General features: G+C 64.7%; 15 protein-coding genes and 1 pseudogene. 10 read left to right on the forward strand and 6 right to left on the reverse strand.

The genetic code is table 11. The annotated features are described in order from the left end of the window. Nucleotides 1–20 precede the first annotated feature (20 nt). From QZ497_RS20315 to QZ497_RS20355, 9 genes are all read left to right on the forward strand, one after another. Nucleotides 21–707: a YggS family pyridoxal phosphate-dependent enzyme gene (locus tag QZ497_RS20315; protein ID WP_295478754.1), complete on the forward strand. Its 687-nt coding sequence runs from the start codon at nucleotides 21–23 to the stop codon at nucleotides 705–707. 25 nt (nucleotides 708–732) lie between these two features. Further along, nucleotides 733–1554 (forward strand): pyrroline-5-carboxylate reductase, encoded by an 822-nt coding sequence (proC, locus tag QZ497_RS20320; RefSeq protein ID WP_295478757.1) that lies wholly within the window; start codon nucleotides 733–735, stop codon nucleotides 1552–1554. Nucleotides 1555–1582: 28 nt separating this feature from the next. Further along, nucleotides 1583–2173, forward strand: coding sequence for a YggT family protein (locus QZ497_RS20325; protein WP_295478760.1), 591 nt, complete (start codon nucleotides 1583–1585; stop codon nucleotides 2171–2173). 99 nt (nucleotides 2174–2272) lie between these two features. Further along, nucleotides 2273–3412, forward strand: a complete 1140-nt coding sequence (locus QZ497_RS20330) for a homoserine O-acetyltransferase (RefSeq protein WP_295478763.1) — start codon at nucleotides 2273–2275, stop codon at nucleotides 3410–3412. A gap of 7 nt (nucleotides 3413–3419) precedes the next feature. Next, entirely contained in the window at nucleotides 3420–4040 is a 621-nt protein-coding gene (gene metW, locus QZ497_RS20335; RefSeq protein WP_295478766.1) for a methionine biosynthesis protein MetW, read from the forward strand. Between the two features lie 17 nt (nucleotides 4041–4057). Continuing rightward, complete coding sequence (locus QZ497_RS20340; protein ID WP_295478769.1) at nucleotides 4058–4486, forward strand: DUF4426 domain-containing protein; 429 nt, start codon at nucleotides 4058–4060, stop codon at nucleotides 4484–4486. After that, nucleotides 4483–5085, forward strand: coding sequence for an RdgB/HAM1 family non-canonical purine NTP pyrophosphatase (gene rdgB / locus QZ497_RS20345; RefSeq protein ID WP_295478772.1), 603 nt, complete (start codon nucleotides 4483–4485; stop codon nucleotides 5083–5085). The genes QZ497_RS20340 and rdgB overlap by 4 nt, the downstream gene beginning before the upstream one ends. Then, complete coding sequence (hemW, locus tag QZ497_RS20350; protein WP_295478775.1) at nucleotides 5082–6296, forward strand: radical SAM family heme chaperone HemW; 1215 nt, start codon at nucleotides 5082–5084, stop codon at nucleotides 6294–6296. Before rdgB ends, hemW begins: the two co-directional genes overlap by 4 nt. A 9-nt stretch (nucleotides 6297–6305) precedes the next feature. Next, nucleotides 6306–6629, forward strand: a complete 324-nt coding sequence (locus QZ497_RS20355; RefSeq protein WP_295478778.1) for a DUF3392 domain-containing protein — start codon at nucleotides 6306–6308, stop codon at nucleotides 6627–6629. 114 nt (nucleotides 6630–6743) lie between these two features. Here the strand turns inward: QZ497_RS20355 and trmB are convergent, their stop codons facing one another. The 4 genes from trmB to QZ497_RS20375 form a co-directional block, all read right to left on the reverse strand. After that, nucleotides 6744–7391 (reverse strand): tRNA (guanosine(46)-N7)-methyltransferase TrmB, encoded by a 648-nt coding sequence (trmB, locus tag QZ497_RS20360; RefSeq protein WP_295478802.1) that lies wholly within the window; start codon nucleotides 7389–7391, stop codon nucleotides 6744–6746. Between the two features lie 97 nt (nucleotides 7392–7488). After that, entirely contained in the window at nucleotides 7489–8283 is a 795-nt protein-coding gene (locus QZ497_RS20365; protein WP_295478781.1) for a thiazole synthase, read from the reverse strand. Nucleotides 8284–8366: 83 nt separating this feature from the next. Then, nucleotides 8367–8567, reverse strand: a complete 201-nt coding sequence (gene thiS, locus QZ497_RS20370; protein ID WP_295478784.1) for a sulfur carrier protein ThiS — start codon at nucleotides 8565–8567, stop codon at nucleotides 8367–8369. 85 nt (nucleotides 8568–8652) lie between these two features. Beyond that, nucleotides 8653–9033: a DUF423 domain-containing protein gene (locus tag QZ497_RS20375; protein ID WP_295478787.1), complete on the reverse strand. Its 381-nt coding sequence runs from the start codon at nucleotides 9031–9033 to the stop codon at nucleotides 8653–8655. Between the two features lie 80 nt (nucleotides 9034–9113). Here QZ497_RS20375 and mtgA point away from each other — a divergent pair, with 80 nt between their 5' ends. Then, complete coding sequence (mtgA, locus tag QZ497_RS20380) at nucleotides 9114–9818, forward strand: monofunctional biosynthetic peptidoglycan transglycosylase (RefSeq protein ID WP_295478790.1); 705 nt, start codon at nucleotides 9114–9116, stop codon at nucleotides 9816–9818. A gap of 70 nt (nucleotides 9819–9888) precedes the next feature. Here the strand turns inward: mtgA and rpoH are convergent, their stop codons facing one another. Further along, nucleotides 9889–10743: an RNA polymerase sigma factor RpoH gene (gene rpoH, locus QZ497_RS20385; protein ID WP_295478793.1), complete on the reverse strand. Its 855-nt coding sequence runs from the start codon at nucleotides 10741–10743 to the stop codon at nucleotides 9889–9891. A gap of 110 nt (nucleotides 10744–10853) precedes the next feature. Further along, nucleotides 10854–11053: pseudogene (locus QZ497_RS20390) on the reverse strand (cell division protein FtsX); the annotation flags it as partial.

Genomic DNA, 11053 nt, shown 5'->3' on the forward strand with positions numbered 1-11053 from the left:
CAGTGTGCCGGCGCGAACCAATGTCCACGATAGCAGCGAATATATCAACGCTCGAACAGCGCATCCGCGACGCGGCCCAGGTGGCCCGGCGCGATCCGTCCAGCATCGGCCTGCTGGCGGTGAGCAAGACCAAACCCGCCGCCGACCTGCGCGAAGCCTATGCCGCCGGGCTGCGCCACTTCGGCGAGAACTACCTGCAGGAAGCCCTCGGCAAACAGCAGGAATTGGCCGACCTACCCTTGCACTGGCATTTCATCGGCCCCATTCAGTCGAACAAGACTCGCGCCATCGCCGAGCATTTCGACTGGGTACATTCCGTGGACCGGCTGAAGATCGCCCAACGCCTGAGCGAGCAACGCCCCGAGCACCTGCCGGCGCTGAACATCTGCCTGCAGGTCAATGTCAGCGGCGAAGCCAGCAAGTCGGGCTGCACGCCCGAAGAACTGCCGGCCCTGGCCGCCGCCGTCGCCGAACTGCCGCGCCTGAAGCTGCGCGGCCTGATGGCGATTCCCGAACCCACCGACGATCCACGCGCCCAGCACGCCGCCTTCGCCCAGGTCCGCAACCTGCTCGAAAGCCTGCCGCACGCGCTGGACACCCTTTCCATGGGCATGAGCCACGACCTGGAGGCCGCCGTCGCACAAGGCGCCACCTGGGTTCGTATTGGTACCGCCCTGTTTGGCGCCCGTGACTACGGCCAGCCATAACCCCCAACGTCCAAGGAACTCTGTGATGAGCAAGACTCGTATCGCCTTCATCGGTGCCGGCAACATGGCTGCCAGCCTCATCGGCGGCCTGCGCGCCCAGGGCGTCGACGCCAGTGACATCCGCGCCAGCGATCCGGGTGCCGAAACCCGCGCACGCATCAGCGCCGAGCACGGCATCCAGACCTTCGCCAGCAATGCCGAAGCGGTAGCCGGTGCCGACGTGATCCTGCTGGCGGTCAAGCCGCAGATGATGAAAGCCGTCTGCCAGGACCTGGCCCCCAACCTGCAGCCACAGCAATTGATCGTCTCGGTGGCCGCCGGTATCACCTGCGCCAGCCTCAACCAGTGGCTGGGCGAGCAACAGCCGGTGGTGCGCTGCATGCCCAACACCCCGGCGCTGCTGCGCAAGGGCGTCAGTGGCCTGTACGCCACCGACAAGGTCAGCACCACCCAGCGTGAGCAGGCCGAGCAGCTGCTGTCGGCCGTGGGCCTGGCCCTGTGGCTGGACCAGGAGCAGCAACTGGACGCCGTCACGGCGGTCTCCGGCAGCGGCCCGGCGTACTTCTTCCTGCTGATCGAAGCCATGACCGCCGCCGGCGTGAAGCTCGGCCTGCCGGAAGACACCGCACGCCAGCTGACCCAGCACACCGCCCTGGGTGCGGCGCTGATGAGCACCGGCAGTGACGTCGACGCCGCCGAGCTGCGCCGCCGCGTGACCTCGCCGGCCGGCACCACCGAAGCGGCGATCAAGGCTTTCCAGGCCGGTGGCTTCGAGGCGCTGGTCGATACCGCGCTGAACGCCGCCGCCAAACGCTCGGCCGAGCTGGCCGAACAACTGGGTCAATAATTTTTCAGGCGATTACCGGAGCAGATAGATGATCGGATTGAACACCGCTGCAATTTACGTCCTGCAAACCCTCGGCAGCCTTTACCTGCTGATCGTCCTGTTGCGCTTCGTCCTGCAACTGGTGCGGGCCGACTTCTACAACCCGCTGAGCCAGTTCGCGGTCAAGGCCACCCAGCCCGTACTGCGTCCGCTGCGTCGCATCATCCCCAGCCTGTTCGGTCTGGACATGTCGTCGCTGGTGTTCGCCATCATCGTGCAGATGGTGATCATGGCCCTGACCCTGCTGCTCAGCTACGGCACCACCGGTTCGCCCCTGCCACTGCTGATCTGGGCGATCATCGGCGTTACCGCGATGCTCCTGAACATCTTCTTCTTCGCCCTGATCATCAGCGTGATCCTCTCCTGGGTGGCGCCGGCCAGCCACAACCCTGGCGCCGAGCTGGTCAACCAGATCTGCGAACCGCTGCTGGCGCCCTTCCGCCGCATCCTGCCGAACTTGGGCGGCCTGGACATCTCGCCGATCCTGGCGTTCATGGTCATCAAGCTGCTGGACATGCTGGTCATCAACAACCTGGCGGCCATGACCGGCATGCCTCAGGTACTGCGCCTGCTGATGTAACCCTGCCAGCCCCGCAGGAGCCATTCCTGCGGGGTTCCATGTTGCCCCTCCCCCCTCGGGTCTTTAGACTTACGCCTCTTTATTGCGAGAGCAGGGTCGATGCCCACGGTCTTTCCCCACGATTCTGTCGGTCTGGTCACGCCCCAGATGGCGCACTTCAGCGAGCCGCTGCCCCTGGCCTGCGGCCGCACCCTGCCAGCCTACGAACTCATCTACGAAACCTATGGCCAGCTCAACGCCGAGCACAGCAATGCCGTGCTGATCTGTCACGCGCTGTCGGGTCATCACCACGCCGCCGGTTATCACAGCAGCGAAGACCGCAAGCCGGGCTGGTGGGACAGCTGCATCGGCCCCGGCAAACCGATCGACACCAACCGTTTCTTCGTGGTCAGCCTGAACAACCTCGGCGGCTGCAACGGTTCGACCGGTCCGGCCAGCATCGACCCGGAAACCGGCCAGCCCTGGGGTGCCAACTTCCCGGTGGTCACTGTCGAAGACTGGGTCAACAGCCAGGCACGCCTGGCCGACCGCCTGGGCATCACGCAGTGGGCCGCAGTGGTCGGCGGCAGCCTGGGTGGCATGCAGGCGCTGCAGTGGAGCATCAGCTACCCCGAGCGCCTGCGTCACTGCATGGCCATCGCCTCGGCACCCAAGCTCTCGGCACAGAACATCGCTTTCAACGAGGTGGCGCGCCAGGCCATCCTCACCGACCCGGACTTCCACGACGGCGCCTTCCAGAGCCGCGGCGTGATCCCCAAGCGCGGCCTGATGCTGGCGCGCATGGTCGGCCACATCACCTACCTGTCGGATGACTCGATGGGTGAGAAATTCGGCCGCGGCCTGAAGAACGAAAAGCTCAACTACGACTTCCACAACGTGGAGTTCCAGGTCGAGAGCTACCTGCGCTACCAGGGCGAAGAGTTCTCCGGGCGCTTCGACGCCAACACCTACCTGCTGATGACCAAGGCGCTGGACTACTTCGACCCGGCGGCGCGGGACAACGACGACCTGGCCAAGACCTTCGCCGAGGCCAGTGCGAAATTCTGCGTGATGTCCTTCACCACCGACTGGCGTTTCTCGCCGGCGCGCTCGCGGGAACTGGTCGATGCGCTGATGGCCGCGCGCAAGGACGTCACCTACCTGGAAATCGACGCGCCGCAGGGCCACGACGCCTTCCTGATCCCGAACCCGCGTTATATGCAGGCTTTCGGCAACTACATGAATCGTATTGCGCTGTGAGGACCTCATGAGAGCCGATCTGGAGATCATCCAGGAGTGGATACCCGCCGGCAGCCGCGTGCTCGACCTGGGCTGCGGCGACGGCGAGCTGCTGGCCTGGCTGCGCGACCACAAGCAGGTCACCGGCTACGGCCTGGAGAAAGACCCGGACAACATCGCCGAGTGCGTGGTCAAGGGCGTCAACGTCATCGAACAGGACCTCGACAAGGGCCTGGGCAACTTCGCCAGCAACAGCTTCGACGTGGTGGTCATGACCCAGGCCCTGCAGGCCGTGCACTACCCCGACAAGCTGCTCGACGAGATGCTGCGTGTGGGTCGCCAGTGCATCATCACCTTCCCCAACTTCGGCCACTGGCGCTGCCGCTGGTACCTGGCCAGCAAGGGCCGCATGCCGGTGTCGGACTTCATGCCCTATACCTGGTACAACACGCCGAACATCCACTTCTGCACATTCAAGGACTTCGAGGCGCTGTGCCGCGAGCGCGACGCCCGGGTCATGGACCGCATGGCGGTGGACAACCAGCACCGGCACGGTTGGGCCAGCAAACTGTGGCCCAACCTGCTGGGTGAAATCGGCATCTACCGGGTCCACAGCCCCGGCCTGAGCGAGCACCAGCTCGCGGTTTGACCCACAGGAGCGCGCCCATGCAACGCCTGGCCTGCCTGCTGTTCGCTGCCTGCCTGGCGTTGCCGGCCCTGGCCGAGGAGGCCGGGCCGGGCGAGGAACGCTTCGGCGCCTACACCGTGCACTACTCGGCCTTCACCTCGACCTACCTGCAGCCACAGGTGGCGCAGCAGCTCGGGCTGCTACGCGGCAAACAGCTGGGCGTGCTCAACGTCACGGTGCTCAAGGATGGCCAGCCACAGCCTGCCCAGGTCAGCGGCACGCTACGCTCGCTGACCGGCACCGCTCAGCCGCTGGACTTCCGCACCCTGCGGGAAAAGGGCGCGGTCTATACCGTGGCGCAGTATCCTGTGCCGCAACAGGAAACCCGAATCTTCGAACTCAAGGTGCAGGCCGGCGGTGTCAGCCACCGCTTCAGCTTCCGCCAGGAACTCTTTCCGGACCCATGATGACTTTCACTGAACTGGTACTGGCCAGCCATAACGGCGGCAAACTCAAAGAGCTGCAAGCCATGCTCGGCGGCAGCGTACGCCTGCGCTCGATCGGCGAATTCAGCGCCGTGGAGCCTGAGGAAACCGGCCTGTCGTTCGTCGAGAACGCCATCCTCAAGGCCCGCAACGCGGCGCGGATCTCCGGCCTGCCAGCGCTGGCCGACGACTCGGGGTTGGCGGTGGACTTTCTTGGCGGTGCACCGGGCATCTATTCGGCGCGCTACGCCGACGGCCAGGGCGACGCGGCCAACAATGCCAAGCTGCTCGCCGCGCTGAAAGACGTTCCGGATGAACAACGCGGTGCGCAGTTCGTCTGCGTACTGGCCCTGGTGCGGCATGCCGACGATCCGCTGCCGATCCTTTGCGAAGGCCTGTGGCACGGGCGCATCCTGCACGCTGCCAGCGGCGAGCATGGCTTCGGCTACGACCCCTTGTTCTGGGTGCCGGAGCGCAGCTGCTCCAGCGCCGAACTGGCCCCGGCAGAGAAGAACCAGCTCAGCCACCGGGCCCGCGCCATGGCCCTGCTGCGCCAGCGCCTGAACCTGGGCGCGCAATGACCCAGGATCCAGGCGTACAGCCGCTGCACCTCGACGGCAGCGGCTTTTCTTCGGCTGCGCCGCGCAGCCCGCTGGCGGTGCTGCCCCAGCTGTCGCTGTACATCCACATTCCGTGGTGCGTGCGCAAATGCCCGTATTGCGACTTCAATTCGCACGCCTCCAGCCCGGTACTGCCGGAACAGGAGTACGTCGACGCGCTGCTGGCCGACCTCGACCAGGACCTACCCCACGTGCATGGCCGTGAGCTGCGCTCGATCTTCTTTGGCGGCGGCACGCCCAGCCTGTTCAGCGCCGAAGCCCTGGGCCGCCTGCTGAAGGGTGTCGAGCAGCGCATCCGCTTTGCCCGCGACATCGAGATCACCCTAGAGGCCAACCCTGGGACCTTCGAACAGGCCAAGTTCAGCGCCTATCGCGGCCTGGGCATCAACCGCCTGTCGATCGGCATCCAGAGTTTCCAGAGCAGCAAGCTCGAAGCCCTGGGGCGCATCCACAACGGCGACGAGGCCATTCGTGCGGCCGATATGGCGCGCCAGGCCGGCTTCGACAACTTCAACCTCGACCTGATGCACGGCCTGCCGGACCAGACCCTGGACGACGCCCTCGCCGATCTGCGCCAGGCCATCGCGCTGCAGCCCACCCACCTGTCGTGGTACCAGCTGACCCTGGAGCCCAATACGGTGTTCTGGAACCAGCCGCCGGTGCTGCCCGAAGACGACACCCTCTGGGACATCCAGGAAGCCGGCCAGCAGTTGCTCGCCGAGCACGGCTACGCGCAGTACGAGGTCTCGGCCTACGCCCAGCCGGGGCGGGAGGCGCGCCACAACCTCAATTACTGGAGCTTCGGCGACTTCATCGGCATCGGTGCCGGTGCCCACGGCAAGCTCAGCCACCCCGACGGGCGCATCGTGCGCACTTGGAAGACCCGCCTACCCAAGGACTACCTCAACCCAGCCAAGCCCTTCCAGGCCGGCCAGAAACTGTTGCCACTGGACGAGATGCCGTTCGAATTCCTGATGAACGCGCTGCGCCTGACAAATGGCGTGGAGGCTGCATTATTTGCCGAAAGAACCGGTCTAAGCCTCGATTCGCTGGCCGCAGGCCGCGAACAGGCCGAGAAACGCGGCTTGCTGCAGGCCGACCCGCAACGCCTGGTCGCCACGCCGCAAGGCCAGTTGTTCCTCAATGACCTGCTGCAATATTTCTTGAGCTAAGGAACCTGCATGGACCTCGTACTCGATCTGCTGGCCAACGTCTCGCGCTGGAGCCGCAGCAATCTTTCGGAAATCGCCCTGGCGCTGGTGGGTTGTCTGCTGGTGCTGTTCGGGTCCGACATCAAGGGCTGGGTCGAACAACGGGTGGGCAGCCTGTCCAGCGCGATCCGCATCCCGCTGGTGGCCCTGGCCTGCACCGCCGGCAGCGGCCTGGCGCTGATCTATGCCACGCCCTGGGTGACCAAGGGCCTGAGCCAGTTCAACAACTACAGCCTGGCGCCGGTGCTGCTGGTGGTGCTGGTGCTGATCGGCGTGATCGCCGATCGCAAGTGAAGGTAAGGCCGTTGGCAGCCTGACGGCTTCTGGTCGGCAGGACCCGCTTCAGCCACGATGCCTTCGCGGCTAAAGCCAATACTGGTCAGTTAGACTGAACTGCCTGCCGCAGTTTCAGTCGACCTTCTCGAATTTCAGGTCCCAGACGCCATGCCCGAGGCGCTCGCCGCGGCGTTCGAACTTGGTGATCGGGCGCTCTTCAGGGCGTGGCACATAGCGACCGTCAGGCGCCTGGTTGCGATAGCCCGACGCGGCGCTCATCACTTCCAGCATGTGCTCGGCGTACTGCTCCCAGTCGGTGGCCATGTGGAACACGCCTCCGGGCTTGAGCTTGCTGCGCACCAGCTGGGCGAACTCCGGCTGCACGATGCGCCGCTTGTGGTGGCGGCTCTTGTGCCATGGGTCGGGGAAGAACAGCATCAGGCGGTCGAGGCTGTTGTCGGCGATGCAGCGGTTCAGCACTTCGATGGCGTCGCAGTCATAGACCCGCACGTTCTGCAGGCCCTGGGTGAGTACGCCGTTGAGCAGTGCACCAACGCCAGGCGAGTGCACCTCGACGCCGATGAAGTCGTGCTCCGGGGCAGCGGCGGCCATTTCCAGCAACGAGTGGCCCATGCCGAAGCCGATCTCCAGGGTGCGCGGCGCGCTACGCCCGAACACCTGGTCGAAGTCCACCGGCGTGTCGGTCAGTTGCAGGCCGAACAGCGGACGCCCCTGATCGAGGCCGCGCTGCTGGCCTTCGGTCATGCGCCCGGCGCGCATCACGAAGCTCTTGATGCGGCGGTGCGGACGGGCTTCGCCCGCCTCGTCAACGGGCGTGTCAGTGTTTGGAACGAGTGGATCAGTCATCAACGGGCTCTTACTTGATCAGGCCATCCAGCGGCGAGGAAGCGCTGGCGTAGAGTTTGCGGGGCATGCGGCCAGCCAGATAGGCCATGCGGCCGGCGATGACCGCGTGTTTCATGGCTTCGGCCATGAGCACCGGCTGCTGGGCATGGGCGATGGCGGAGTTCATCAGCACCGCCTCGCAACCCAGTTCCATGGCGATGGTGGCGTCCGAAGCAGTGCCGACACCGGCGTCGACCAGCACGGGCACTTTGGTTTCTTCCAGGATGATCTGCAGGTTGTAGGGGTTGCAGATGCCCAGGCCGCTGCCGATCAGGCCGGCCAGCGGCATGATGGCGATACAGCCGATTTCCGCCAGCTGACGGGCGACGATCGGGTCGTCACTGGTGTAGACCATGACGTCGAAGCCGTCCTTGACCAGCACTTCGGCAGCCTTGAGGGTCTCGATGACATTGGGGAACAGAGTCTTCTGGTCGGCCAGCACTTCCAGCTTGACCAGGTTGCGGCCGTCCAGCAGCTCGCGGGCCAGGCGGCAGGTACGCACCGCCTCGGTGGCGTCGAAGCAGCCAGCGGTGTTGGGCAGGATGGTGTAACGGTCGGGCGGCAGTACGTCGAGCAGGTTCGGCTCGCCAGGGTTCTGGCCCAGGTTGGTGCGACGCACGGCGACGGTGACGATCTCGGCACCCGAAGCCTCGATGGCCTCGCGGGTCTGGTTCATGTCGACGTATTTGCCGGTGCCTACCAGCAGGCGGGACTCGAAGGTCCGACCGGCCAGGACGAAGGGCTTGTCGCTGCGAACAGTGCTCATGGTGAAGCCTCCAGGAAATGGGTTTCGTTGCTCGGCAGGCGCCAAGGGGCGTGCCGGTGGCGCCACGTCAGCGGGTGGCCGGATCAGCCGCCGCCAATGGCATGCACCACCTCGACCTGGTCGCCTTCGCTCAGGGAGGTGGTTTCATGCTGACTACGCGGCACGATGTCCAGGTTCAACTCGACAGCGACCCGACGCCCGGCAAGGTCCAGGCGGGTCAGCAGGGCCGCGACGGTCTCGCCGTCGGGCAATTCAAAGGATTCACCGTTCAACTGAATGCGCATGCGCAGCTGCAGCCATCATTGATTAGGGGGCCCGCATTCTAGCCCGCCGAGCCTGTCTGACCAAGCCGCAGGCGCACCATTCGTCTCAGGCGGCGCTGCCGATGCGCCAGGCCAGCACCCCGAGGGTTGCCCAGCCGAACAGAAAGCACAGCCCGCCGAACGGCGTGACGATGCCCAGTCTGGAGACGCCGGTCAGGGTCAGCAGGTAGAGGCTGCCGGAGAACAGCAGGATACCGGCGGCGAAGGCGAAACCCGCCCAGTTCACCAGCCGGCCGGGCATGTGCGCGGCCAACAGGGCGACGCCCAGCAGCGCCAGGCAGTGGATGAGCTGGTAGAGCACGCCGGTCTGGAAGATCGCCAGATACTCCGCGCTGAGGCGGCCTTTCAGGCCGTGGGCGGCGAACGCACCCAGGCCTACGCCGGTAAAGCCGAAGAACGCGGCCATCATCAGAAAGGTCCGAAACATCTGCAACTCCCGGCAAGAATCGTTCAATCGTCAGGGGTCTGTATAATGGCCCGCTCATACCGTTCGGCCAAGCGATCTCTATGCTGAGTACTATCTTCCATCGTGTCGCCCGAATTCTGCTGTGGTTTGCGGTGGTCAGCTTCCTGCTGGTGCTGGTACTGCGCTGGGTTCCACCGCCCTTCACCGCGCTGATGATCGAACGCAAGGTCGAGTCGTGGATCGACGGCGAGCCCATCGACCTGCAGCGCGACTGGGTTTCCTGGGACAAAATCGCCGACCCGCTGAAAGTGGCGGTCATCGCCGGTGAAGACCAGAAATTCGCCGAGCACTGGGGCTTCGACGTGTCAGCCATTCAGGCGGCAATCATCCATAACGAGCGCGGCGGCTCCATCCGTGGCGCCAGCACCCTGAGCCAGCAGGTGGCCAAGAACCTGTTCCTCTGGTCGAGCCGCAGTTACCTGCGCAAGGCTCTGGAGGCCTGGTTCACCGCGCTGATCGAACTGCTGTGGTCCAAGGAGCGGATTCTCGAGGTGTACCTCAACAGCGTGGAGTGGGACGACGGCGTGTTTGGCGCCGAAGCCGCCGCGCGCCATCACTTCCATACCTCGGCGGCCAACCTGAGCATCCAGCAGGCCAGCTACCTGGCAGCCGTACTGCCCAACCCACGCAAATGGAGCGCCAGCAGCCCTGGCAGCTACATCTCGCGCCGCGCCGGCTGGATTCGCCAGCAGATGCGCCAGCTGGGTGGTGATGGCTACCTGACCCAACTGAGCGGCAAGCAGTAGACCGCCTGCATGCCGAGACTGCAACGAAAACGCCCCGACAAGTCGGGGCGTTTTTGCGAGCAGGCGCCTATCAGGCGGCGATGGAACTCTTGAGCTTGTTCATCGCGCTCTTTTCCAGCTGGCGGATACGCTCGGCAGACACGTTGTACTTGGCCGCCAGGTCGTGCAGCGTGGCCTTTTCCTCGGCCAGCCAGCGCTGGTAGAGAATGTCGCGGCTGCGCTCGTCGAGCACTTCCAGCGCCTGGTGCAGGTTGGCGGTGGAGCTGTCGCTCCAGTCAGAGTCTTCGAGCTGGCGCGCCGGATCGTAGCGGTGGTCTTCGAGGTAGTTGGCCGGCGACTGGAACGCACTGTCGTCATCCGCCTCGGAGGCCGGGTCGAAGGCCATGTCCTGGCCGCTCAGGCGGCTTTCCATCTCACGGACTTCACGCGGCTCGACGCCCAGGCTTTCCGCAACGCGGTGCACTTCGTCGTTGTTCAGCCAGGCCAGACGCTTCTTCTGGCTGCGCAGGTTGAAGAACAGCTTGCGCTGCGCCTTGGTGGTGGCGACCTTGACGATGCGCCAGTTGCGCAGGATGAACTCGTGGATCTCGGCCTTGATCCAGTGCACGGCGAAGGATACCAGGCGCACACCCATTTCGGGGTTGAAGCGCTTGACCGCCTTCATCAGGCCGACGTTGCCTTCCTGGATCAGGTCGGCCTGGGCCAGACCGTAGCCGGCGTAGCTACGGGCGATATGTACGACGAAACGCAGGTGGGCCATCACCATTTGCCGAGCGGCCTCAAGATCCTGCTCATAATAGAGACGCTCGGCCAGTTCACGCTCCTGCTCGACCGTCAGCAGCGGAATGCTGTTGACCGTGTGCACGTAGGCTTCCAGGTTTGCACCGGGCACCAGGGCATAGGCAGGTTGCAACGAAGTGGTCATTCAAGTACCTCCGACTCACTGGACTCGTGCCTTGTGGGCACTGCCATCATTGACCCGGAACCACGAAACAAGTTCCTGGATGAAAAAAAGTCAATGCTGGCAAGAAAGCATTATCGCGGTGCAAGCTCGTTCAAGTGGCGAGCGACCGCAATCCAAGCACCGATATACCCCAAGAGTACTGCACCAATCAAGAGTGACAGACCATCGGAGCCTGGCACCCCACCCAGGGCGAAGTCACTGTTGTACAGCCCGGAAAGCCCGACAACCGCGTCGTTCAGCCAGTTCAGGCCAAACGCCAGGATACCCCAGG

This window comes from uncultured Pseudomonas sp. (assembly GCF_913777995.1).
GTDB lineage: Bacteria > Pseudomonadota > Gammaproteobacteria > Pseudomonadales > Pseudomonadaceae > Aquipseudomonas.